Annotated in this window: 23 protein-coding genes; 5 read left to right on the forward strand and 18 right to left on the reverse strand. The window is 70.2% G+C overall.

The window, feature by feature from the left end; all coding sequences use genetic code 11:
• Window positions 1-111 precede the first annotated feature (111 nt).
• Window positions 112-3,141 carry a tetratricopeptide repeat protein gene (locus ACIA58_RS12275; RefSeq protein WP_396403691.1) on the forward strand — a complete coding sequence of 1,010 codons (3,030 nt, stop codon included), beginning with the start codon at window positions 112-114 and terminating at the stop codon, window positions 3,139-3,141.
• Here ACIA58_RS12275 and ACIA58_RS12280 read toward each other — a convergent pair.
• The 12 genes from ACIA58_RS12280 to hisI all read right to left on the reverse strand — a co-directional run bounded on the left by ACIA58_RS12280 (window position 3,102) and on the right by hisI (window position 12,472).
• Window positions 3,102-3,827: a VIT1/CCC1 transporter family protein gene (locus tag ACIA58_RS12280; RefSeq protein ID WP_396403692.1), complete on the reverse strand. Its 726-nt coding sequence runs from the start codon at window positions 3,825-3,827 to the stop codon at window positions 3,102-3,104. The two genes, ACIA58_RS12275 and ACIA58_RS12280, sit on opposite strands and share 40 nt — an antisense overlap.
• Window positions 3,820-4,971: a prolipoprotein diacylglyceryl transferase gene (gene lgt, locus ACIA58_RS12285; RefSeq protein ID WP_396403693.1), complete on the reverse strand. Its 1,152-nt coding sequence runs from the start codon at window positions 4,969-4,971 to the stop codon at window positions 3,820-3,822. The genes ACIA58_RS12280 and lgt overlap by 8 nt, the downstream gene beginning before the upstream one ends.
• 64 nt (window positions 4,972-5,035) lie before the next feature.
• Window positions 5,036-5,731 (reverse strand): DsbA family protein, encoded by a 696-nt coding sequence (locus ACIA58_RS12290; RefSeq protein ID WP_396403694.1) that lies wholly within the window; start codon window positions 5,729-5,731, stop codon window positions 5,036-5,038.
• Window positions 5,728-6,207 (reverse strand): DoxX family protein, encoded by a 480-nt coding sequence (locus tag ACIA58_RS12295; protein ID WP_396403695.1) that lies wholly within the window; start codon window positions 6,205-6,207, stop codon window positions 5,728-5,730. Before ACIA58_RS12295 ends, ACIA58_RS12290 begins: the two co-directional genes overlap by 4 nt.
• Window positions 6,204-6,878 (reverse strand): SCO family protein, encoded by a 675-nt coding sequence (locus ACIA58_RS12300; protein WP_396403696.1) that lies wholly within the window; start codon window positions 6,876-6,878, stop codon window positions 6,204-6,206. Before ACIA58_RS12300 ends, ACIA58_RS12295 begins: the two co-directional genes overlap by 4 nt.
• A 7-nt stretch (window positions 6,879-6,885) precedes the next feature.
• A complete protein-coding gene (gene trpA, locus ACIA58_RS12305) occupies window positions 6,886-7,710 on the reverse strand; it encodes a tryptophan synthase subunit alpha (RefSeq protein ID WP_396403697.1) in 825 nt (274 codons plus the stop codon).
• Window positions 7,703-8,914, reverse strand: coding sequence for a tryptophan synthase subunit beta (gene trpB / locus ACIA58_RS12310; RefSeq protein WP_396403698.1), 1,212 nt, complete (start codon window positions 8,912-8,914; stop codon window positions 7,703-7,705). Before trpB ends, trpA begins: the two co-directional genes overlap by 8 nt.
• Before the next feature lie 80 nt (window positions 8,915-8,994).
• A complete protein-coding gene (trpC, locus tag ACIA58_RS12315; protein WP_396403699.1) occupies window positions 8,995-9,801 on the reverse strand; it encodes an indole-3-glycerol phosphate synthase TrpC in 807 nt (268 codons plus the stop codon).
• Window positions 9,802-9,814: 13 nt separating this feature from the next.
• The gene (locus ACIA58_RS12320) at window positions 9,815-10,072 is read right to left on the reverse strand and encodes an HGxxPAAW family protein (RefSeq protein WP_396403700.1); all 258 of its coding nucleotides are present in this window, start codon (window positions 10,070-10,072) and stop codon (window positions 9,815-9,817) included.
• 56 nt (window positions 10,073-10,128) lie between these two features.
• Window positions 10,129-10,659 carry a Trp biosynthesis-associated membrane protein gene (locus ACIA58_RS12325; protein WP_396403701.1) on the reverse strand — a complete coding sequence of 177 codons (531 nt, stop codon included), beginning with the start codon at window positions 10,657-10,659 and terminating at the stop codon, window positions 10,129-10,131.
• Complete coding sequence (locus ACIA58_RS12330) at window positions 10,656-12,146, reverse strand: anthranilate synthase component I (protein ID WP_396403702.1); 1,491 nt, start codon at window positions 12,144-12,146, stop codon at window positions 10,656-10,658. The genes ACIA58_RS12325 and ACIA58_RS12330 overlap by 4 nt, the downstream gene beginning before the upstream one ends.
• Window positions 12,143-12,472: a phosphoribosyl-AMP cyclohydrolase gene (gene hisI / locus ACIA58_RS12335; protein WP_396403703.1), complete on the reverse strand. Its 330-nt coding sequence runs from the start codon at window positions 12,470-12,472 to the stop codon at window positions 12,143-12,145. The genes ACIA58_RS12330 and hisI overlap by 4 nt, the downstream gene beginning before the upstream one ends.
• A 59-nt stretch (window positions 12,473-12,531) precedes the next feature.
• Here hisI and ACIA58_RS12340 point away from each other — a divergent pair, with 59 nt between their 5' ends.
• Complete coding sequence (locus tag ACIA58_RS12340; RefSeq protein WP_396403704.1) at window positions 12,532-13,638, forward strand: dipeptidase; 1,107 nt, start codon at window positions 12,532-12,534, stop codon at window positions 13,636-13,638.
• On the opposite strand, the gene ACIA58_RS12345 is transcribed toward ACIA58_RS12340, so the two are convergent.
• Complete coding sequence (locus tag ACIA58_RS12345) at window positions 13,635-14,501, reverse strand: GNAT family N-acetyltransferase (RefSeq protein WP_396403705.1); 867 nt, start codon at window positions 14,499-14,501, stop codon at window positions 13,635-13,637. The two genes, ACIA58_RS12340 and ACIA58_RS12345, sit on opposite strands and share 4 nt — an antisense overlap.
• Before the next feature lie 163 nt (window positions 14,502-14,664).
• Here ACIA58_RS12345 and ACIA58_RS12350 point away from each other — a divergent pair, with 163 nt between their 5' ends.
• Together ACIA58_RS12350 and ACIA58_RS12355 are read left to right on the forward strand one after the other, a co-directional pair.
• Entirely contained in the window at window positions 14,665-15,672 is a 1,008-nt protein-coding gene (locus tag ACIA58_RS12350) for a hypothetical protein (RefSeq protein ID WP_396403706.1), read from the forward strand.
• A gap of 129 nt (window positions 15,673-15,801) precedes the next feature.
• Window positions 15,802-16,122, forward strand: a complete 321-nt coding sequence (locus ACIA58_RS12355) for a Fe-S cluster assembly protein HesB (protein ID WP_396403707.1) — start codon at window positions 15,802-15,804, stop codon at window positions 16,120-16,122.
• A gap of 146 nt (window positions 16,123-16,268) precedes the next feature.
• Here ACIA58_RS12355 and ACIA58_RS12360 read toward each other — a convergent pair whose 3' ends face one another.
• A complete protein-coding gene (locus tag ACIA58_RS12360; protein ID WP_396403708.1) occupies window positions 16,269-18,065 on the reverse strand; it encodes an ABC transporter ATP-binding protein in 1,797 nt (598 codons plus the stop codon).
• On the reverse strand, window positions 18,062-19,915 hold the full coding sequence (locus ACIA58_RS12365) for an ABC transporter ATP-binding protein (RefSeq protein WP_396403709.1): 1,854 nt from the start codon (window positions 19,913-19,915) through the stop codon (window positions 18,062-18,064). The genes ACIA58_RS12360 and ACIA58_RS12365 overlap by 4 nt, the downstream gene beginning before the upstream one ends.
• A 94-nt stretch (window positions 19,916-20,009) precedes the next feature.
• Between ACIA58_RS12365 and ACIA58_RS12370 the strand changes: the two genes are divergently transcribed.
• A complete protein-coding gene (locus ACIA58_RS12370; protein WP_396403710.1) occupies window positions 20,010-20,651 on the forward strand; it encodes a TIGR03085 family metal-binding protein in 642 nt (213 codons plus the stop codon).
• Here ACIA58_RS12370 and ACIA58_RS12375 read toward each other — a convergent pair.
• From ACIA58_RS12375 to ACIA58_RS12385, 3 genes are read right to left on the reverse strand one after another with little or no spacing between them, the layout of a single operon-like run.
• Window positions 20,637-21,218 (reverse strand): DedA family protein, encoded by a 582-nt coding sequence (locus ACIA58_RS12375; protein WP_396403711.1) that lies wholly within the window; start codon window positions 21,216-21,218, stop codon window positions 20,637-20,639. The genes ACIA58_RS12370 and ACIA58_RS12375 overlap by 15 nt on opposite strands.
• Complete coding sequence (locus tag ACIA58_RS12380; RefSeq protein ID WP_396403712.1) at window positions 21,215-21,979, reverse strand: MBL fold metallo-hydrolase; 765 nt, start codon at window positions 21,977-21,979, stop codon at window positions 21,215-21,217. The genes ACIA58_RS12375 and ACIA58_RS12380 overlap by 4 nt, the downstream gene beginning before the upstream one ends.
• Window positions 21,980-21,982: 3 nt before the next feature.
• Window positions 21,983-24,088 (reverse strand): alkaline phosphatase family protein, encoded by a 2,106-nt coding sequence (locus ACIA58_RS12385; protein WP_396403713.1) that lies wholly within the window; start codon window positions 24,086-24,088, stop codon window positions 21,983-21,985.
• Window positions 24,089-24,098: the final 10 nt, after the last annotated feature.

Raw genomic sequence — 24,098 nt, forward strand, 5'->3', positions numbered from 1 at the left:
CACGCCGGAGCGACTGTTCAGGTAGCGCCGGCGATACCCCGTCGCCCGTCAGCCGGTCAGCTGGTCTGTTCGGTCAGTAAGCTGCATCGGACACGGTGCCGGGGGTGATCGGTGACTGGCGGTTTGTCCGAAGTCCGGATTCGGCTGTTCGGACCTGTGCAGGTGGTCGTCGGCGGCGTACCCACGACGGTCGGCGGCCCGCGCGTGCGCACGCTGCTCGCGGTCCTGGCGGTGTCGGCCGGAGAGTCCGTCTCTGTCGGCACGCTCGCCGATCGGCTCTGGGGTGACAACCTCCCGGACAAGGTGCGGCAGAGCCTGCACGCGATGGTCTCCCGGCTTCGCCGAGCCGTCGGCGCCGACGTCGTCGAGACGGCCGGCACCAGCTACCGTCTGGCGGTCCCGGTCGAGCAGGTCGACGTACTCCGGTTCGAGCAAGCCTTGCTGGACGCGGACGAGCCGGATGCGATCGCGGCAGCCCTGGCCGCGTGGACCGAGCGGCCCTTCCTGGACACCGACTCGGACTGGTTGACCACGACCGTTCTCCCCCGCCTCGACGAGCTACGGCTCGGAGCGATCGAGCGCCGCGCGGACCTTGTCGATCACCCGTCCACCGAGCTTCTCGCCGAGCTGCGTCAGCTGACCGGCGACTATCCGCTCCGCGAATCGCTGTGGGTCCGCCTGCTCCAGGCACTCGTCCGGGCCGGTCGGTCCGCCGAGGCGCTCGGGCTGTACGACGTGATTCGCAGCCGGCTCGCCGACGAACTCGGGGTCGGCCCAGGCGCACAACTGCGAGCGCTGCACGCCGAACTGCTGGCGACCGACACCGTCCTGCACGTCTCCGCTGACCCGGCGCCGCAAGACGACGGACCCGACGAGCTGCCGGTGCCCAGGTCGCTGCCCGCCGAAGTCGCCGACTTCATCGGTCGCGACGACGAGCTCGCGACCCTCAGCGCGTCCGACGGTCCGCTGATCGCCGCCATCGACGGTATGGCGGGGGTCGGCAAGACCGCGCTGGCGTTGCGTCTGGCGCACCGGCTCGCACCGCAGTACCCCGACGGTCAGGTCTTCATCGACCTGCACGGCCACTCGGAAGAAGCTCATCCGGTCCCGGCCGAGGACGCCCTCGGGCGGCTCCTGCAGGCGTTCGGCGCAGCGCCGCGTGGCCTCCCCGAACACCTGGAGGACCGGGCCGGCCTGCTGCGCAGTCTGCTAGCCCGGCGCCGGGTCCTCATCGTCCTCGACAACGCTGCCAGCGAGGCACAGGTCCGTCCGCTACTGCCCGGAATGCCCGGCAGCGCCGTCATCCTGACCAGCAGACTCCGCCTCACCGGCCTCGACCCGACGGTGGCCGTGTCGCTCGGCACCCTCCCGCAGCCGAGCGCGATCGAGCTCTTCACCCGCATCGCTCGCAGCAGCCAAGCATCGGAGGCTGTGCTCGCCGAGATCACCGAGCTGTGCGGCCGTCTCCCGCTCGCCATCCGGATCTCGGCCGCCCGCCTGCGGACGCACCCGTCCTGGCGACCCGAGGACCTGCTGGAGCGGCTGCAGCACCACGGACACCGGTTGGCCGAACTGACCTCCGGCCCGCGGAGTGTCGCCACCGCGATCGACCTCTCGTACCGCGAACTGGACGAGCAGCTACGCCGCAGCTATCGCCTGCTCGGCCTGCACCCCGGTGCGGAATTCCGGCCGTGGTCGGCCGCGCCACTGCTCGGACTCGACATCGCCACGGCCACAGGTGTGCTCGAACACCTCCTCGAGGTCCACCTGCTCGAGGAGCCCAGCCCAGGGCACTACCGATTCCACGACCTTGTCAGGGACCACGCCGTACAGGCAGCCCACGACGACGAGCCTCCCGCAGGGCGACGTACCGCGTTGGCTCGACTGGTGGAGCACTACTGCCAGTCCGCCTCCGAGGCCGCGGGCCTGCGTGCCCCGGAGCACTCCTTCGCCTCCCACGGACTGCCCCCGATTCTCGGTACGCCAGAGGCCGGCCGGGAGTGGCTCGACGAAGAGCTTCCGACTGCTCTGCTGATTCCATCCGTGGCCGCCTCGGCAGACCACTCGGAATGCCTGGTGCATCTGTCCGCGTCCATCCACTGGTGCACCCGAGACCTCGGCCGGTACGACGTGAAGGCTGATCTGCAGCGCGGAGCGCTTACCGTCGCGCGGGCGGCCGGGGACCTCACCGCGGAGGTCGACGTACTCAACCGACTCGGCGAGGTGCAGCGGCTGCGCGGTGCCTACCGTGAGGCGATCGACGTGCTCTGCCAGGCGCAGTCGACGGCACGGGCCGCCGGCTACCGATCCGGCGAGCTCCGCGCGCTCGAGGGCATCGCCAGCGTCCACGGGCTCCAGGACCACAGGCAGGAAGCCGTCGCCGAACTCACGGCAGCGCTCAGGATCGCGGAAGAGCTCGGCGACGAGTACGCCCAACTCGATCTGCTCAATGCCATCGGCTGGATGCATGTCCGCCGCGGCGACATACCGCTGTCACTGGACTACCGGGAACGGGCCCTCGCCATGGCTGAGCGGATCCGGCCGCGGAGCGTCGGGAAGATCCTGGCGGCGATCGGCCACATCCAGCTGCAGCTCGGCGACACCCAGCGGGCCCTGGACTACTACCAGCGCGCGCTCGAACAGGCGCGGACGACCGCCAACCGGCACAACGAGCTGCGGGTGCTGGACGGACTCGCGCACGTGTACCTCGAGCTGGGCGACCTCGAACAGGCACAGGACTGCCGCGAGCAGACGATGAAGCTGGCGCGCGAGCTGGGGTCACGGAACTGGGAGTTCGAGGCCCATCAGGGCTTCGGCAGGCTGCGGCTGGCGCTGGACGAGCCGGAGGAGGCTCTGGCGGCCCACCAGCGCGCCCTGGAGCTGGCCACGGCGCTCCACCAACCCGTCGACCAGGCTCGGGCTCACGACGGCCTCGGTGACGCCCTGGCCGCGCTCGGGCGGCACGATGAGGCGCGGCGGCGTTGGCAGCACGCGTTCACGATCCTGGACGGCGTCGGGGCGCAGACGACCGACGAGCTCGACACCTCGATCCCCCGGCTCCGCGCGAAGCTCCCCCGCGTCGCCTGCGTGGAGGAGCTCGATCAGCCGATTCCCGGGCCGACGAGGGTGCCGACGAAGTAGGTGAGCGCGGCGGCTGCGGCGCCGAGGAGCAGTTGGCGGAGGCCGGAGTACCACCAGGAGCGGCTGGTGACGCGGGAGACGACCGCGCCGCAGACGAACAGGGCGGTCAGGGAGAGGATCAGCGAGGGTACGACGGTGCCCGCGCCGAACAGGTACGGCGCCAGCGGGATGAAGGCGCCGATCGCGAAGCAGATGAACGACGACCCGGCCGCGACGACCGGGTTCGGGAGGTCGTCGGGGTCGATGCCGAGCTCCTCGCGGACGTGTTCCTCGAGGGCCTGGTCCGGGTCGGCGTGGAACTGCTTGGCGACCTTGCTGGCCAGGTCCGGGTCGAGGCCCTTCTTGCGGTACGTCTCGGCGAGCTCGATCTCCTCGTCGATCGGGTGCCGGTGGATCTCCTTGCGCTCGACCTCGATCTCGGCGTGGGCGAGCTCGCGCTGGGAGGCCACCGAGGTGTACTCCCCCGCGGCCATCGAGAACGCGCCTGCCGCCAGGCCGGCCAGACCTGCCAGCACGATGAACTTCGAGCCCGAGCTGGTGCCGCCGTCCATACCGGCGATCAGGGCGAAGTTCGACACCAGGCCGTCCATCGCGCCGAACACGGCCGGCCGCAGCCAGCCGCCGTTCACATCACGGTGCGTGTGGTCCCCGTGATGCTCACCCGAAACCTCAGACGTCTCAGTCACGAGACCCATCTGAATCGGCGCCGTTCTTCACGTCAACCTTCGGCCCAGGCTCGGCCTCACCGGCCGGCTCCGCCGAGGCGGCGGTGGAGTCACCAGCCCCGACCCCGTTGGAGTCGCCGGTCGAGCCCGCCGTCGCCGTACCAGCAGCTCCGCCCGCGGAGCCGGTGGTTGCGTCGGAGGTGGCGTGCGTCTCGTCCGGCGCGTCAGCGGTGTCCGCCTTCGCTTCGCTCGGCTCGGTGGTGGACTCCGTCTGCTCGGCGTCGGCCGTCTGCTCGCCCTCGGTGGGCTTGCCTGCGGCGGGGCCGGTGCTGATGTCTTCCTGGCCCGGGTGGCGCTTGGCGCTGATGACGAAGGCGGCTACCGCCAGGACGAACAGGATGAGGGCCGTCCAGACGTTCAGGCGGAGGCCGAGGAAGTGGTTGACGGTGTCGATGCGCATGTTCTCGACCCAGGCGCGACCGGCGGTGTAACCGGCGACGTACAGGAAGAATGCGCGGCCGTGGCCCAGCTTGAAGCGGCGGTCGACCACGAGGACCAGGGCGACGACGGCCAGGTTCCAGACCGCCTCGTACAGGAACGTCGGGTGGAACGTGGCGAAGTCGGCGTACCCGGCCGGGCGGTGCTCCGGCGAGATCTCCAGGCCCCACGGCTTCGTGGTCGGGCGGCCGAACAGCTCCTGGTTGAAGTAGTTGCCGAACCGGCCGAACACCTGTGCCAGCGCGATCCCCGGCGCCATCGCGTCCGCGACCGCCAGGAACGGCACCTTCGCCCGCCGGCAGGCGATCCACGCGCCGAGCGCGCCGAACCCGACCGCGCCCCAGATCCCGAGCCCGCCGTGCCAGATCTTCAGCGCGTCGATCGGGTGCCGGCCGGCGCCGAAGTACAGCTCGGCGTCGGTGACGACGTGGTAGATCCGCGCTCCGACCAACCCGAACGGGATCGCCCAGAACATGATGTCGGCCAGCACCGGCGCGGACCCGCCGCGCGCCACCCAGCGGCGGCGGCCGAGCCAGTAACCGACGAAGATGCCGGCCAGGATGCACAACGCGTACGCGCGGATCGGCAGGCCGAAGACGTGCCAGACACCCTGGCTCGGGCTGGGGATGAACGCCGGAACCATCACGGCGGGAATCAGACTAGACATGGCAAGGGGGAACGCTACTCGACCCACCAGACCACTGCCAGGAACGCACGGTCACGATGGGGACTCAGCTCGCTACCGCGTCGACGGCCTGCTGCAGGCCGTCCGAGCTCAACTGGTCGGCCGGCAGCTGCTGGCCGTTGACGTACACGGTCGGCGTGCCGGTCACACCGCGGTCGTCGGCCGCGTTGCCCACAGACTCCAGCCAGCCCGCGTAGGTGTTGTCCTGCAACGCCTGCTGGAACTTCGCGTCGCCGACCCCGAGCTGCTTGCCGAGCTCGATCAGCTGGTCGGTGGTCCACGACTTCGAGAAGTCGCCGTACATCTCGTCGGCGAAGCTCAGCGCCTTGCCGTTCGCGGCCGCGGCGGCGAACGCGTTGGCCAGCCGTGGCGAGGCGTCCGGGTTGACGAACTGCAGCGGCCAGTACGTGAGCGTCGCCTTGCCGTCCTGGACGAGCTTGTCGATGGTCGCCCCGGTCGCGTCCTCGAACTCCGCGCAGTGCGGGCAGCGGAAGTCGAGGTACAGGTCGATGTTGGCCTTCGCGCCGGCCTTGCCGACGGTCACGCCCTTGCCGGATGTGCCCGGCCCGGTGATGACGGTGGGCTCGGGGCGCCCGTTCGAGCTGACCTCGACCTTGGAGTGGCCGCGGTAGTACTGGACTCCGACCCCGCCGGCGAGCGCCAGCACCAGGACGATCACCACGATGATCCCGGGAGAGATCCGGCGCTTGTTCTGCTGCAGCAGCGGATTGGTGTTGCTCACGACGCGGTGACTCCTTGCGGTTCGGATACGACGGCGAACTTACTGACGGGCTGCAGCCACAGCCAGCCGGCCAGCACCAGCAGGCCGACGTCGCGCAGGATCTCCTGCAGGTACTTCGTCTGGCCGGCCGCGACCTGACCGCCACCGCCGAAGCAGCCGCAGTCGATCGACAGCCCGCGTGCCCAGGCCGACGACACCGCGGCGATGAACACGATCATGAAAACACCCGCGGCCGCGGCCGACGCGCGGACACCGAAGCCGACGATCAACAGCAACCCGATCGCGATCTCCAGGAACGGCAGCCCCCAGCCGACCGGCTCCACCAGCGCCGACGGGAGCAACTCGTACGCACGGACCGCCTGCGCGGCCGTCTCCGGATCGGTGACCTTCAGCGCCCCGGCGACCAGCATCACACCACCGAGCACCAGCCGGGCCGCCAGCGAGAACCACGGGAACCACGCCTTCACTGACCTCACTGGTTGTCGGCCACCAGCTTCCCGAAGTCGTGGGACAGGTCGCCGATGGCCGCGTTGGACAGCCAGAGCACGTTCGCCTTGTCGTCCTTGCCGAAGCCGATCACCTGCGCTCCGTGACCGACCTCGTACCCTCCGGAGGGCAGCTTCTGCATCCCTTCCACCGGTACGCCGACCGCCTTCGCCACGTCCTTGATCGACGTCAGCGACCCGGTCAGCCCGGTGAACGACGGGTCGAACCGGTCCAGGTACTTGCGGATCACCGGACCGGTGTCACGCGACGGGTCGGTGGTGATGAACAGCATCTGGATCTGGTCCCGCACCGACTGGTCCAGCTTGGTCAGCGCGGACGCCACGTCGGCCATCACCGTCGGGCACACGTCGGGGCAGTTCGTGTAGCCGAAGAACACCAGCGTGACCGGCTTCTTGGTCGAGGTGACCAGGTTGAACGGGTTGCCGCCGGTGTCGGTCAGGGTGGCCGCGGGCATCGAGTACGGCCGGTCCAGGGTGGCGCCGCGCAACCCGTTCGGGTCCTGGCTGCTGCGAATGATCGCGCCGCCAGGGTTGTCGGCCTTCTGCTCCTTGCCGCCGCAGCCCGCGAGGGCGAGCAGAGCCACCGCGGCCAGCAGAAATGCCCCGCCCCGGAAAGCGAGCACAGCCTTGGTTCGACTCACGGCGGTTCTAACGTCCGGCGGGGGCGCGGGGTTCCCGGCGGACGCCTTCGGCCAGGTCCTCGGCCAGTGCGCGGACACCGGCCGGGCCGCCGTCCGCGAGCGCCTTCACGAACGCCGAACCGACGATGACCGCGTCCGCGAACGCCGCCACACCGGCCGCCTGGTCGCCGTTCGAGACGCCCAGGCCGACGCCGACCGGGATCCCGGTCACGGCCTTGGTGCGCTTCACCAGCGGCGCAGCCAGGTCCGACGGGGTCGCCCGGGCCCCGGTGACACCCATCACGGCGGTCGCGTAGACGAATCCACGGCAGGCCTCGGTCGTCATCCGGATCCGCTCGTCGGTCGACGACGGCGAGACCAGGAACACCTTGTCCAGGTCGTTCTTGTCCGCGGCCGCGAGCCACTCCGCACCCTCGTCCGGGATGAGGTCGGGCGTGATCAGCCCCGCTCCGCCGACGCCGGCGAAGTCGGCCGCGAACCGGTCCACGCCGTACCGCTCGATCGGGTTCCAGTACGTCATCACGAGCACCGGCACGTCGGAGTACGCCGCGAGCTTCTCGACCGTGCTGAGCACGTCCCGCGTCCGCAGCCCGCCGGCGAGCGCGGCCTCGGCGGCGCGCTGGATCGTGACGCCGTCCATCACCGGGTCGCTGTACGGGAAGCCGATCTCCAGGACGTCGCAGCCGCCGTCGACCATCGCCTTGATCGCGTCCACGCCGCCGTCGTACGACGGGAAGCCGGCCGGCAGGTACCCGACCAGGGCCGCCCGGCCCGCGTCGTTCGCCGTCCGGATCGCCGCGCCGGCCTTGCCCAGGGCAACGAGCTCACTCACCGGTGGCCTCTTTCCCGCCGAGGCCGAACCAGGTGGCGGCCGTGTCCATGTCCTTGTCCCCGCGACCGGAGAGGTTCACCAGAATAGTTGCCTCAGGCCCCAGTTCCTTCGCGATGTCCAGCGCGCCGGCGACCGCGTGCGCGGACTCGATGGCCGGGATGATGCCCTCGGTCCGGGACAGCAGCTTGAAGGCCTCCATCGCCTCCGCGTCGGTGATCGGCCGGTACGACGCCCGGCCGGTCTCGGCCAGCCACGCGTGCTCCGGGCCGACGCCCGGGTAGTCCAGCCCGGCGGAGATCGAGTGCGACTCGATCGTCTGGCCGTCCTCGTCCTGCAACAGGAACGACCGCGCGCCGTGCAGTACGCCGACCTGCCCGGCGGTGATCGTCGCCGCGTGCCGACCGGTCTCGAACCCGTCGCCGCCCGGCTCGATGCCGTACAGCTTCACGTCCTCGTCGGGGATGAACGCGGTGAACAGGCCGATCGCGTTCGACCCGCCGCCGACCGACGCGACCGCGGCGTCCGGCAGCTTGCCGAGCAGCTCGAGCGACTGCTCGCGCGCCTCGTCGCCGATGCCGCGGACGAAGTCGCGCACCATCGCCGGGAACGGATGCGAACCGGCCGCCGTGCCGAGGATGTAGTGCGTCTTGTCGACGCTGGCGACCCAGTCCCGCAGGGCGTCGTTGATCGCGTCCTTCAGCGTCCGGCTGCCGGTCTTGACCGAGATCACCTCGGCGCCGAGCAGCCGCATCCGGGCCACGTTCAGCGCCTGGCGCTCGGTGTCGACCTCGCCCATGTAGACCACGCACTCGAGCCCGAGGTACGCGCACGCGGTCGCCGTGGCGACGCCGTGCTGGCCGGCGCCGGTCTCGGCGATCACGCGCGGCTTGCCCATCCGCTTGGTCAGCAGGGCCTGGCCGATGGCGTTGCGGATCTTGTGAGCGCCGGTGTGGTTCAGGTCCTCGCGCTTCAGCAGGATCCGCGCGCCGGCCGCGTCCGACAGCCGGGTCGCGTCGTACAGCAGGCTCGGGGCGCCGATGTACTCGCGCAGCATCCGCTCGAACTCACCGGTGAACTCCGGGTCGGCCATAGCGTCGCGCCAGGCCTGGGTGAGCTCGTCGAGCGGCGCGATCAGCGCCTCCGGCATGAACCTGCCGCCGAAACGGCCGAAGTGCCCGAACTGGTCAGGCAGCACAGTAGACATCCGACAAAACCTTCCGGACCCGGCCCTGACGGCGCGGGAGAGTTTCTGTCCCCGGTGCCGTTTGGACCGGCCGGGATGTACTAGTGCCGCTGCTGGATGGCGGGGTGCGATCCGGCGGCGACGAGGTCGGCGACCGAGGCACGAGGATCGCGGCCGGTCACCAGGGTTTCACCGACGAGGACGACATCGGCCCCGGCGCGCGCGAACTCGATTACATCATGCGGCCCGCGGACGCCGGACTCGGCCACCCGGACCAGCTCGGTCGGGATCGTCGGCGCGACCCGTGCGAAGGTGTCCCGGTCGACCTCGAGCGTCTTCAGGTTGCGGTTGTTCACGCCGATGAGCTGAGCGCCGGCGTCCACCGCACGCCGGGTCTCCTCCTCGTCGTGCACCTCGACCAGCGGGCACAGGCCGATCGAGTGCGCACGCTCGATCAGCGAGACCAGGGCCTCCTGCTCCAGCGCCGCCGCGATCAGCAGCACCATGTCGGCGCCGGCCGCCCGCGCCTCCCAGAGCTGGTACGACGAGATGACGAAGTCCTTGCGCAGCACCGGCACATCGACCCGGCCGCGGACCGCGCGCAGGTCGTCCAGACTGCCGTTGAACCGGCGCTCTTCGGTAAGGACCGAAATCGCCGCGGCGCCACCCAGCTCGTACTCCCCGGCCAGCGCGGCCGGGTCGGTGATCTCGGCCAGCTCGCCCCTGGACGGGCTGGACCGCTTCACCTCGGCGATCACCGCGATCCCGTCACCGCGGAACACGGGCATCGGGTCCTTGGCGTCGGGCTTGCGCTGGGCCTCCTGCTTCAGATCGTCCAGGCTGACCCGCGCCTGGCGCTCCGCAAGGTCCTCGCGGACCCCAGCGAGAATGTCGTCAAGCACAGTCATGTCCGTCCGCCCCTCAGTGGTCGCCGTCAGTCGGGACCCCGAAGCCCAGCAACTGCAGCACCTTGCCGGCCAGCGCGCCGAGCACCGCGATCGCGACGGAGATCCAGAACAGCACCCAGTTCGGCCCCAGCACCATCGCGATGGCGCCGAGCGTGAACGCGACCAGCACGATCACCACCGCGGTCCACGCCGCGGGGCTGTTGCCGTGCAGATCGTGGGGTGCCTCCTCCTCGATCCGGCCAGCTCCTTGATCCGCCACCGTATTGTCCATAGTTGGCGCCACTCCTCCTCGTCGTCCTGTCCTATTGTGGCGGTAGCCCGCCGCGATCAGAGAGTCGGGTCCTCCCCGGCGTCGATCGCCTTCCACTGATCCGCCGGTGAGGCAGCCGGATCACGCTCGTATCGTGCGGTGGGTCGCCGCCACCGCTGCGCCGTCAGTACGGCGATCAGCCCGGCCGCGACCAGCGCGACACCACCGGCCAGCGCGAACCACGGCGCCGGGCCCAGGGACTGCGTGACCTTGTCCGTGATGACATCGCTGAGCTCGGGTCGCAGCCTGCTCAGTTCAGGGCCGTCGGGGCGCACGCCCAGGGCGACGACGACGGCCACAGCCCCGAGCAGCGCCACCAGCCCGCCCAGCACTCGCCGCAACGCCGTACCCGCGAGCTTGGTGACGACCACGGCCACCACCGACGCGAGCGCCAGCGTGACCGGCGCCTTGGTGATCGTGTAGCCGTTGAAATCGACGACAGCCCTGCCGTGGCCCGGATCGGCCGACACCCAGGTCAGGTAGCCCGACAGGCCGAGCAGAGCGAGCGCCACCAGGGCGAGCAGGTCTACGACGCGTTGCGGTTTCATACGTCGCTGAACGTTCCCGCGACGGCGATCGCGTTCAGCACGGCGGCTGCCTTGGTCCGGCACTCCGCGTCCTCCGAGGCCGGGTCGGAGTCGGCCACGATCCCGGCGCCGGCCTGGACATACGCCGTCCCGCCGCGCAGCACCGCGGTCCGGATCGCGATCGCGGTGTCGGCGTCACCGGCGAAGTCGAGGTAGCCGACCACGCCGCCGTACACACCGCGCCGGGTGATCTCGAGCTTGTCGATGATCTCCATCGCGCGCGGTTTCGGTGCCCCGGACAACGTCCCGGCGGGGAACGCCGCGGTGAGTGCGTCGAACGCGGTCCGGCCGGCCGCCAACTGCCCGGTAACCGTCGACTCCAGGTGCATGACGTGGCTGTACCGGCGGACGGTCATGAAGTCGACGACCTCGACGGTGCCCGGCGCGCAGACCCGGCCGACGTCGTTGCGGCCGAGGTCGACCAGCATCAGGTGCTCGGCGCGCTCCTTGGCGTCCGCGCGCAGCTCCTCCTCCAGCGCGTGGTCCTCCTCCGGAGTCGCGCCGCGGCGGCGGGTGCCGGCGATCGGGTGCAGGATCACCTTGTGCTCGGTGACCTTGACCAGGGCCTCCGGGCTGGAGCCGACGATGTCGAAGCCGTCCAGCCGGACCAGATACATGTACGGGCTCGGGTTGGACCGTCGCAGCACCCGGTAGATGTCCAGGGCGCTCGCGGTCGTCTGCAGCTCGAACCGCTGCGAGACCACGATCTGGAACGCCTCGCCGGCCCGGATCTCCTCCTTGGCATGCTCGACCGCCTGCCGGTACTCCGCGCTGGAGCGCTGCCGGTGCGGGTCGGGCTGGGCCTCACGGTTGGCGCGCACGACGTACGACGGGGTGGGCCGGGCGAGGTCGCGCTCCATCGCGTCGAGGCGCCGGACGGCGTCGGCGTACGCCTCGTCGACGCGCTCGTCGGAGTCGTCCCAGTTGACCGCGTTCGCGATCAGCCAGATCTCGCCGGTCTCGTGGTCGAGGGCGGCCAGGTCGGTGGCGAACAGGAACGTCAGCTCGGGCAGGCCGAGGTCGTCGGTCGTTGTGTCCGGCAACCGCTCGAGGCGGCGCACGGCGTCGTACCCGAGGAAGCCGACCATGCCCCCGGTCAGTGGGGGCAGGTCGGGCAACCGCGGGGTGTGCAGGATCTCGAGCGTCTCGCGGAGCGCCTTCAGCGGGTCACCGGTCTGCGGCAGGCCGACGGGCGGGTTGCCGGTCCAGACGGCCTCGCCGTTGCGCTCGGTCAGCGTCGCGGCCGAGCGGACGCCGATGAACGAGTACCGCGACCAGACCCCGCCGTTCTCCGCCGACTCGAGCAGGAACGTGCCTTCGCGCTCGGCGGCGAGCTTGCCGTAGACACCGATCGGCGTCTCCGCGTCGCCGAGCAGCCGGCGCGTGACCGGGATGACCCGGCGGTCCTTCGCGTACTCGCGGAACGTCTCCAGCTCGGGAACCGTCACGCCGCCACCTCGATCTCGCCGTGCTCGAAGCAGCTGCGGGTGCCGGTGTGGCAGGCGGGACCTTCCTGGTCGACGAGGACGAGCAGGGTGTCGGCGTCGCAGTCGACGAGGATCTGCTTGACGTGCTGACGATGGCCGCTGGTCTCGCCCTTGACCCAGTACTCCTGCCGGCTGCGCGACCAGAACGTGCTCCGCCTGGTCTCCGCGGTACGGCGTACCGCCTCGGCGTTCATCCAGCCCACCATCAGGACCTCGCGCGTGTCGTACTGCTGCACCACCGCGGGTATCAACCCGGCCGCGTCGAAGGTCAACTCGTCGATAGTCACCCACCCATTGTCTCCGATCACAGGTGGGCTGCTGACCACGGGCCTGACAGGATGGCGGGATGACGAGTGAGGCGCGGGTCGAGGAAGTGCTGCGGGAACATCCGGTCATCGACGGGCACAACGACCTGCCGATCGCGTTCTACGAGCTGTGCAACTACGACCTGGACGCGCACGACCTGGCCGGCCCGGTGCCCGAGCTGAACACGGACCTGCCGCGGCTGCGGGCCGGACACGTCGGCGCGCAGTTCTGGTCGCTGTGGGTGCCGCAGGACGAGCACGCGGTCCGGCGCACCTTCGAGCAGCTCGACTTCGTGCTGCGACTGGTCGAGCGGTTCCCGGACGACCTGCGGCTCGCGTCGTCGGCCGATGACGTGGAAGCGGCGATCAAGGCCGGCCGGATCGCGTCGCTGATGGGGATGGAGGGCGGTCACTCCATCGGTGAGTCCCTCGGCGTACTGCGGGTGATGCGCGAGCTCGGCGTGCGGTACATGACGCTCACCCACAACCACAACGTGTCCTGGGCGGACTCGGCCACCGGCGAGCCGGTGCTCGGCGGGCTGAACGATTTCGGCGAGCAGGTCGTCCGCGAGATGAACCGGATCGGCATGCTGGTCGACCTCTCGCACGTCTCCGCCGACACGATGCGGCACGCGCTCCGGGTGACCAGCGCGCCGGCGATCTTCAGCCACTCGTCGTCCCGCGCGGTCTGCGACGTACCGAGGAACGCGCCGGACGACGTCCTCGAGACGCTGGCCGGCAACGACGGCGTCTGCATGGTGACGTTCGTCCCGTACTTCGTCTCGCAGGCGTACGTCGACTGGCTCGACGGGATGCGCGCGCTGGCGAAGGAGCAGGGCCTCGAAGGCGAGGAGCACCGCGAGAAGGTCGAGGAGCTGTACGGCGTACCGCGGCCGGACATCACGCTCGCGGACGTGGTCGAGCATGTCGAGCACATCCGCGAGGTGGCCGGCATCGACCACATGGGTGTCGGCGGCGACTACGACGGCTGCCCGGAGTTCCCGGTCGAGCTGCCGGACGTGTCGTCGTACCCGGTGCTGTTCGGCGCGCTGGCCGACCGCGGCTGGAGCGACGAGGACCTCGGGAAGCTTGCCAGCGGCAACATCCTGCGCGTGCTCCGGGCCGCGGACGACGTGGCCGGTTCCTAGGCTTCCCGGTTCTGAGCCCTGATCTCGGGCTGCGGCTCGAGACCGGCGGCCTGGTACGTCGCGACCGCGCCGACGTTGGAGGCCGGCGTACAGGTGTAGATGCTGGACGCGCCGAGCTCCTGCAGGGCGCGCGCGCACGCAAGCACCATCGCTGTCCCGTAGCCGCGGCCCCGGTGCAGGCTGTGCACGCCCATCGGCTCGATGTAGCCCGGACGCCCAACGCCTGCTGACCACACGGTCGCGGCTGCCACGGACTCACCGGTCTTGTTACGCGCGATCAAGCACCGGGCATCGGCGTACGGCACGCCGTCGGCCATCGCGAACCACCGGTCGTCGGTGAACGTCGACCCGTCGAACGAGGCCCGCTGTACGGCGGTCCGCTCGTGCGCATCCTCCGCACCGACGACGTCGACCCGCAGCCCCGGATCCGGCACCGGGCCACTCAGGCTGCGTAGTAGCGGGATCCACGGCCTGTCCGCGTCCCACCCGTCCTTGAAGAGCAGGTCCTGCACGAGCGCCCCCATCGGCGTCTCCACCGCGACCTTGCCGTCGATCAGCACACCGGCGGCCGGCGTACTCACGTCCTCGACGATCCGCCGCGCCAACTCCTCGTCCCGCTGCAGCTCCGGCGCGATCGCCATCCGCAACCAGTCGGGCTCATCGAGCATCCCCACCGCGACGATCTCCCCACCGCGCCGCCAGATCCGCGTAGCCGCCGCCGTCTGCTCCACCCCGAACCGCCAGAACCACCCCAGATCCCCCGGGTGCAGCTGAAACGCTCTCCCCTCCCCCTGCCACCCCCGCAACACCCCAACAACCTCGCCCAGCTCCCCGGCCCCCGCAGTACCCAAAACAATCGCCATCCCCCCATCCCACACCACCCCACCCACGCCCCGCACCGCGGTTCCTTGAGCACCCACCAACCAGAGACTCCGCCGGAACTTGGTTGGTGGGTGCTCAAACAACCTTTTCCACAGGGGGCGAAAGGGGGGTGCGGGGTGGGGTGGGGGTGGGGAGAATGCGGCGATGGATCGGCTCGAGGATGTGGTGCGGGAGCGGCTCCGGTTCGCGGCGCGGAGTCCGGTACGGCGTGGCGTGCTGCGCGAACTCGGACTGGGAGACGCCGACCTCCGGCGCTTGGTACGGCGGAAACGACTGCACCATCATCACGGCCACTACATCGATGGACGTGTCGACGCACACCTCGCGGTGATCGCTTGTGCAGCTGCGGCCTACCCGGGTTCGGCGGTGAGTCATTTCAGCGCGGCTCGGCTGGCCGGACTCCGCGTCTGGACAGACGCCCGGCGTTCATCCGCACCCGCGATCGACGCCACCTGGCTGACCCGTCCACCCACCGCCATGCGCAATCAACGTCGCCCGGACATCGTCGTACGACGAGCTGGCCTGGCAACAGGTGATGTGTCAGACCGCGATCGGCTGTCCGTGACAAGCGTCGCCCGAACCGTTGTCGATCTCGCCCGGGAGCTGCCCCTCCGGGAAGCGATCATCACCGTCGATCACGCGCTGTCCCTCGGTACGCCGGTCACCGAACTGCACTCCGTCGTCGCCCGTCAACAGCACTGGCCCGGGATTCGGAACGCTCGTGCGGAGATCGACTTCGGCGATGCGAGATCCGAATCCGTGCTGGAATCGCTCGCACGCATGGCCTTCGCGACGGCGGGGTTGCCCGCACCGGTGCTTCAGGTCCAGTTCTCCGACGGGTTCGGCTGGATGCCTGAGCGGGTCGACTTCTACTGGCCTCGGTTCCGCACGGTCGCGGAGGCCGACGGACTGGCCAAGTACGAAGCGGACACGCCTGAGGATCGACGGCGCCGGATGCGCAGGAGCCATCGCCGCGATCAGCGCCTCGCCGATCGGGGTGTCGAACTCGTCCATTTCGGCTGGGAAGACGCCGTCGCGACGCACTCCGACCTCTCCCAACGCCTCCGCGCCGCGTTCATCCGCGGTACCTCCCGCACCACCGCCGCTCCCACCTGGCGAGTCGCGCCTCCCACCCCCGCCCAGGTGGCCTGACCTTGGGCACGGGTCAACCATTCTTGCGGCGGACTCGTGGTTGGTGGGTGCTCAAGGTGGGGTGGGGTTTGGGGCTGGGGGGATCGGGCACGGGACGGACTCAAGAGTTCATCGACGGATGGAGTGGCTGTGCTGACCCTGACTGAGAACGCGACGCTGGTGATCAAGAGCATCACCGGGGTCGAAGGCGCGCCGGACGGGGCCGGGGTGCGGATCTCGCAGGAGAACCCGGCGGATCCGGCACTCGCGGTGACCACGACCGAGGCACCGCAGCCGGGTGACCAGGTGGTCGAGGAGGCGGGTGCACGGGTGTTCCTCGAGCACAACGCCGCGAACGCACTCGACGACAAGATCCTGGACGCGGCGGTCGACGACAAGGGCGGTGTCGAGTTCCTGCTGGTGCCGCAGCCCGGCGCCGGTCACGAGAACGGCGCCGCTCCGACCCCCTGAGGACGAGCGACGAGCCGGTCAGGCGCCGACCGCGCCTGATCAGCTGAGCTCTGCGCCGGTCGGGATCATCACCCTCCCTGGGATCCCGGCCGGCGTGTACGTCCGGCCCGGACCGCGCTGCTGGACCGGGCTGCTGGACCGGGCTGTTAGACCGCGCTCCGCTGGGCGATCCAGCTGTCGTGCAGATGCGTATACACGCCTCCGGCGCCGACCAGCTCGGCGTGCGGTCCGCGCTCGACGATCTCGCCGTCGTCGAACACGATCACCTCGTCGGCAGCCTCGGCCGTCGACAGCCGGTGTGCGATCGTCACCGACGTACGACCGGCCATCAGCCGCTCCAGCGCTGCGTTGACCCGCACCTCGGTCCCCGGGTCGACCGCCGACGTGGCCTCGTCGAGGACGAGCAGATCCGGGTCCGCGATGTTCGCGCGGACCAGCGCGACCAGCTGCCGCTCCCCCGCCGACAGCGACTCACCCCGCTGCCCGACCGGCGAGGCGAGCCCGTCCGGCAACGACTCCAGCCAGTCGGTCAGTCCGAGCGACTCGAACGCCGTCACCAGCTCCGCGTCGGTCACCTCGGGCCGGCCGAACCGCACGTTCTCGGCCAGGGACGCGTCGAACAGGTAGCCGTCCTGCGGCACCATCACGACCCGCTCGCGCAGCGACTCGAAGGAAATCTCGCGAGCGTCCACACCGTCGAGCTTGACCGCGCCCGACGTCGGATCCATCAACCGCGTCAGCAGCTTCGCGAACGTCGTCTTCCCCGATCCGGTCTCGCCGACCACCGCGACCCGACGATGCGGCTCGATCCGCACGTCGACGTCGCGCAGTACCAGATCGCCTTCTGGATAAGCGAAATCGACGTCGTCGAACTCGACCATGATCGGCCCGCGCGCCTGCTTCACCCCGCTCTCGCCGGGATCCACGACATCGGCCGGGGTCGCGATCACGCCGAGCACCCGCCGCCAACCGGCGAACGCACTCTGGGCGTCGGTCAGCACCTGCGTCGCGATCTGCACCGGGTCGGAGAACAGCGACACCAGGAACATGAACGCGAGCAACTCGCCCAGCGTCGCCTGCTTGTCCACGCCCAGCAGCACGCCGACCGTGAGCACGCCCGCGTTCGCGAGGCCGGCCGCCAGGCCGCCGATCGAGAACGTCAGACCGGTGATCGCCTGCGCCTTGGTCGCCGTCTTGCGGTAGTCCTCGATCGTCGCGTCGATCCGGTCCTGCGTCCGCTTCTCGATCGCGTACGAGCGGACCACTTGGGCGCCGACGACCGGCTCCGAGATCGCGGACAGCATCTCGCCGACCTTCGCCCGGACCACGCCGTACGCCGCCGACATCGCCCGCTGCAGGTACTTCAGGCTGGCGAACAGCGGGATGAAGCAGAGCAGCACGACCAGAGCGAGCTGCCACGAGTAGAAGAACATCACCACGGTCGCCAGCGCCATCTGCCCGAGGCTGACGATGAAGATGAACCCGCCGAACTGCAGGAACTGCGACACCGTGTCCACGTCCGACGTGACGCGGCTGACCAGCGCGCCGCGCCGCTCGGTGCTCTGCGTCAGCACCGGCAGGTCGTGCACGTGCCGGAACGCCTTGATCCGCATCGTCGCCAGGCCAGACTCGGAGTTCACCGCGAGCCGCACGGTCGTCAGGTACGACGCTCCGGCGGTGAGGATCACGCCGAGAGCGCAGATGAAACACATCCAGGCGACGTACGACATGTCCGGGCCGCCGGCGCCGGACAGTCCCTTGTCGATCGTCTGCTGCACCGCGATCGGTACGACGATCCGCCCGGCCGTCATCGTCAACGCGAGGATCCCGGTCAGCCCCCACCCACGCGCCAGCTCCGGCGAAACCTTCAGCCCGTCCTTGAGGGTCTGCAGACCACCCGCGTTGTCGCCATGGTCAAGCCGACTGGCCTCCGCCGCGCTCACGCCGTTGCTCCTTCGGAATCGAGATCGAGATCCTGCGCCAGTTCCGCCTCTTCCTCGCGGCGCTCGGCGTCCTTCTCGTACGCGTCGACCAGGTCCCGATAGGCCGGAGTGGACGCCTGCAGGTCGGTGTGGGTGCCGTGCGCGAGGATGCGCCCCTCGTCGAGGAACAGAACCTCGTCGGCGAGCGAGATCGTCGCCTTCCGGTACGCGATCACCAGCACGGTCGTCGCCGCGCCGGAGTCGTCCTGCACCGCGGACCGCAGTCCGGCCAGGATGCGCGCCTCGACCTGCGGGTCGACCGCGCTCGTCGCGTCGTCCAGGATCAGCAACCGCGGCCGCCGTACCAGGGCCCGGGCCAGCGCGATCCGCTGCCGCTGCCCGCCGGACAGCGTCGTCCCGCGCTCGCCGACCTTGGTGTCGAGGCCCTCCGGCAGCGACTTCACGAACCCGTCGCCCTGCGCGATCCGCAGCGCGTCCCACACGTCGTCGTCGCTGTACTCCCCGCCCAGCGTGATGTTGCCGCGGATCGTGTCGTCGAACAGGAACGCGGTCTGCGCCACCAGCGCGACCGATCCGGCCAGCTCGTCGCGCGCCAGGTCCCGCAGGTCGATCCCGTCGACCTTCACTGCACCCTGCTCCGGATCGACCAGCCGAGTCAGCAGCGTGGTCATCGTGGACTTGCCGGCGCCGGTCGGTCCGACGACTGCGACCGTCCGACCGGGCTCGATGGTGAAGTCCACCCCGGCGAGCACGTCGCGCTCCGGCAGGTACCCGAACCGGACGCCGGCCACCTGCAGCCGGGCCGCCTTCGTCGACGTCAGCCGCGTCCCGCCGTACTCCATCCCGCCCTTGGCGGTCAGCACGCGCTGCACCCGGTCCCAGCCGACGACCGATCGCGGGAGCTCACCGAGCACCCAGCCGAGCGCCCGGATCGGGAACCCGATCAGCGTGAACAGGAACGCCACCTGCACCACGTCACCGGCGTCGGCGCCGCCGGACCGCACTCGTCCGACACCAACCAGCAGTACGGCGAGCACACCGAGCCGGGGCAGACCGTCGATCACCGGGTCGAACATGCCGCGGGCCTTGTTCACCGCGATGTTCGCGTCCCGGAGCGCGTTGGTCGGACCGCGGAAGCGCTCGGTCTCGGCGGCCTCCCGGCCGAGCGTCTTGACCACGAGCGCGCCGTCGAAGGACTCGTGCGCGACCTCGGAGACATCGGCCCGCAGCTGCTGCGCCCGGGTCGCGAGCGGCTGCAGGTAGCGCTGGAAGATCACATTCGCGACGAACACCAGCGGGAAGACCAGGCAGCCGACCAGCGCCAGCCACACGTCGGCGGCGAACATCGCGATCGTCGCGAACACCAGCATCGCGATCACGCCGATCGCCATCGGCAGCGGCGCGATCACGAACCAGGTCGACTCCACGTCGGCGTTCGCGTTGGACAGCAGCATGCCGGTGGAGTGCTGGTGGTGCCACTCCAGCGGAAGTTTCAGGTACTGCCGGGTCACCCGCCGGCGGTACGTCGCCTGCAGCCGGAACTGCATCACCCCGGCCCCGAGGCGCCGCCCGACCACGCCGATCGCGTTCAGGATCGCGATCCCGAGGAACAGCGAGATCAGCGTCACGATCGCGCCGGTGGTGGTCTCACCCTGCTCGAACGCGGGCCGGATCACGTGATCGGTGGACCAGCCGAGGGCCCAGCCGCCGGCCACGGTCATCCCGCCGTACAGCATGCTGGCGAGCACGGACAGCGCGAAGATGCCCGGCTCCTCCCAGATCGCGACCCGCAGCACCCCGAATCCCCGCCGGGTGACGCTGCCCTTGTCGGGGACTTTCGGGACAGGCAAAACACACTCCAGGCAGGTCAGGTGCATCTGTGGGACACAGGCATGACAACGATTGACATTCTGCCACTCACACCCGACAACTACGATCGGGTATGTGACCGACTACAGCCGGGTAGAACGACTCGCTCTGTGTGACCTGTTCGACCAGTTGGGGCCTGAGCGGCCCACGCTGTGTGAGGGCTGGGACACCTACGACCTCGCGGTCCATCTGTACGTCCGGGAGGCCGATCCGATGGCCGGTCCGGGGATCATGATCGCGGCGCTGGCCGACACCACCGAGCGAAGAATGAAGCGTGCCAAGGAGCGCTACAGCTTCGCCGAGGTGGTCGGCAAGATCCGCAACGGCCCTCCCTCGGTGTCGATCTACGCGCTGCCGAAGATCGGTCACCAGCTGAACACGACCGAGTACTTCGTGCATCACGAGGACGTCCGCCGCGCGCAACCGTCGTACGAGGTCCGCACGCTGCCCGCGGAGCAACAGGCAGGCCTGTGGAAGGCGGTCCGGCTGGCATCGAAGACGATGACCCGGAAGTCGCCGACCGGTCTCGTGCTCAAGCTGCCCGACGGTACGACGTCGGTGGCGAAGCGGCCGACCGACCTGGGTTCGGTGACCGTGACGGGCGAGCCTGCCGAGCTGGTGCTGTTCTGCTTCGGGCGTCAGCAGGTGGCCGACGTACAACTGGACGGCGAGGCGGAGGCCGTGGATCGGCTCCGCAACGCGTCATTCGGGGTGTGATCTACGCCGGGCGCGCTGGATCAGGCTGCTGACGACGGTGGTGAGGATGACCAGCACGATCGCCGCCAGCACGCCCTGCCACGGCTCGTCGAAGAGGGCGTAGCCGAGCAGTCCGATCGCCATGTAGACCGCGGCCCACAGCGACGACGCGGCCAGGTCGACCAGCGCGAACCGCTCCCACGGGTACCCGGCCAGGCCGGCCGCCAGCAGCACGGGCACGCGACCGCCCGGGATCAGCCGCGATGTCAGCAGCACGCCGATCTCGTGCTCGGACAACCTGTCCCGAAGGGCGTCGAGCGACGCGTTGTCGCGCAACCACCCGACCCGCTTGGCCAACCGCTCACCGCCGAAGCGGCACCCTGCGTACACGATCAGGTCGCCGACATACGCCCCGGCCGCGCCGGCGATCAGCACCCCGGCCAGCCCGATCGGATTGCTGTGTGAGGCCAGCACCGCGCCGGCCGACACCGCAGCGCCGGTCGGCAGCACGGGCAGCACCGCCCCGATCAGCACCGCACCCGCCAGCGCGAAGAGATACCAGACGTCGAACTTCGCGTCACCGCTCATGCCGGGACCTCGACCGATTCACCCGGTACCAAGAGCTCCACCTTCACCGCGGGGTCCACCTCGGCCATCGCGGCGCGGAACCTGTCCCCCGGTGGCAGGAACAACTCCGGTTTGACCCAGTCGAAGCCGATCGGCCAGAACGTCCCGAAATGTACCGGTATCGCCGTCGAGGCGCCGACCTGCCGAACCGCCTCGGCCGCGCGCACCGGATCCAGATGCCCCGGTCCGAGCGACGGCCCCCATCCGCCGACCGGCACCAGCGCGAGGTCCACCTGACCGGCCTCGGCCGCCAGGCCGTCGTACAGGTCCGTGTCGCCCGCGAACCAGACACTCGGCGAGCTGTCGATCCGGTAGCCCACCGGTTGCGCGGAGTGCGCCGAGAACGGCAGCCGCCGCGCGTCGTGATGAGCGGTGACAGCGGTGATCTCGAGCGACCCGATCTTGATCTGGTTGCCCGGGGCAACTTCGATGCAGCGGTCGGAGTAGGCCGCGCCGCTGTCGGCGTGGATCAGCTTCGCCGCCCCGCGCGGCACCACCAGCGCGGCGTCCGGAGCGACCATCGGCAGCGAGGTGAGGTGCAAGTGATCGGCGTGCAGGTGCGACACCAGGACCGCGTCGCAGCGCCCGGCCTCGGGTGCCGGGCTGGGACCGCGCCGGCGGCGCAGGTGGGCGATCCGCGACGTCAGCACCGGGTCGGTCAGGAGCCGCGTGCCGTTCGCCTCGATCGTGGTGGTGGCGTGCCCCCACCAGGTGATTCGCACGCTTCAGGCCTCAACCTTCGACTCGACCGGTTCGTCCAGGTCCTTGCGGTGCCCCAGCTTCTCCAGCCAGCTGATCAGCAGTTCGTGGACCGCGTCGGAGCCTACGGGAGGCTCGTTGACGACCCAACGACACGGGTGCACCAGGACCGCGTCGGTCTGCCAGCCGCCGATCCCGCCGTGGCATCCGACCAGCTCCTCGAACGCCGCCACCTCGTGGGTGTAGTCGTCGAGCCGGCTGACCACGACGAGGTCCCCGTTGTGCGCCATCTCGGCCTGCCGGAGGACCGACGCGGCCGCCTGTTCGCCGTACGGCGTCAGCGGGTCCTCGCCCTCGACCCGGCCGGACCGCAGCACGCGGACTCCGGCCCGCCCGATCGCGACCGGTCCCTCGGCGAGCGAGTCGACCACCACGAACCCGATCCCGGGGTGTGTCGCCAGGCCCGGGATGAGCTTCGGGTGGAGCAGCTCGATCTCCTCCAACGGGACTCGGCCGGGCGTGGTGGCGAGGTAGATCAGGGCGAGGTTGCCGGAGGCCGTGACCACCATCTGCTCGTCGGCGGCGACCGGCGGCTCGCAGTCCTTCGGGCCGAGCTGCACCTCGCCGCTGGTCACGTGCAGCGCCTTGCGGGTCACCGAGGCGGCCACGCTGCGGCGCATGGTCAACTCGGTCAGGAACGCGTTCACCGGTCCCCAGCCCTCGGCCTTGCCGACCGCCGCGACCGGCTCCTTGGTGGTGTCGACCAGGTCGTCGACCACCTCGGCGAGGGTCCGGCCGTACCGCTGGAGGAAGGTCGAGCCCTGACTCTGGCCGTGGTCGGACAGCACGACGATCTCGTACGAGTGCGGGAGGATCTCGATGATCCGTTGCAGCGCACCGAGCACCCGGTCCAGGCCTTCGAGGGTCTGCAGCGACTCGGCCCGGGTCGGACCGGCGTGGTGCGCGACCTCGTCGTAGTCGACGAAGTCGCAGTAGATCACCGGCGTGCCCTTGGCCAGCTCGTCGGTGATCAGCGAGACGTTCAGGTCGCGGAGCAGGACGTTGGTGATCGCGCGCAGGAAGATGTACCCGCCGCCGCGCTTCACCCGCGGGACCAGGTGCCGGACGCGTTGGCGGCGGGCCTGGTGCAGCTCCTTGATCATCTCCGCCACGCACAGGACCAGCCCGCGGGCGGCGCCCTGTGGGCTGGAGAAGAACCGGACGTAGCCGCGGCTGCGGCTGTTCGGCAGGGCGGCCCGGCTGAAGACCAGCTCACACCGGTCGGCGTCGCCGGACCAGTTGTTGCTGATGCTGACGCCGCCGTCCGCGAGCAGGCCGCGCCCGGTCGACATCCGGTCCTCGAGCTCCGCCGCGTCCCGGCCCCGGTTGGTGACCATGACCCGGCCGGTCTCCTTCTCGTACCACCGGAACGCCGGGATGTGCTTGGAGCCGCCGTGCAGGATGCCGGCCTGGCTCGCGGGCGTGGTGGCCGGCACGCCGGTGTGCCAGGCGAGCATCGAGTGGTTGCCGTCGCGGATCCAGCCGCCCAGGTTCGGCAGGTTGCCGGCCAGGACCATCCAGTTCAGCAGCGGAGCGGACAGCCCGTCGATCTGGATGATCAGCAGCCCGGTCTTCGGCGCGGCCTGGATCCGGCGGGCGCGGCGGTGCACGACCCGCATCACCTCGGCGACGTACGCGTCGTCGCTGCCCGCGTACGCGATCCAGCCGACGAAGGCGCTCACCGAGGACATCCAGATCGCCACCAGCAGCGGCGCCTCGACCCCGCCGTGCAGGTTCACCCCAGGGTCGACGGTGATGGCGAGGTAGACGACTCCGAACTGTGACAGCAGGCCGCCGATCAGGACCCCGAGCGAGCCGATCAGCACCGCGATCCCGGCCAGGATCCAGCGCATCAGCACCGAGAACACCGCCAGCAGGACGACCAGCCGGAAGATCGGCAGCCGGCCTTCGCTGCTGATCTGCGGCAGCGTCCAGAACGTGATCACCAGCGAGACCAGCGACGCGAGACCGCCGTACAGCATCGCCTGCAGGCCGCGACCGGTACGGCGGAGATCCAGCCACACCGGTCGCCGCCGCCGGTCTTTGTACACCTGTTCTGGTGGTTTCGCCATCGCTTGCTTC

It is taken from the genome of Kribbella sp. NPDC051586, assembly GCF_044453965.1.
GTDB lineage: Bacteria > Actinomycetota > Actinomycetes > Propionibacteriales > Kribbellaceae > Kribbella.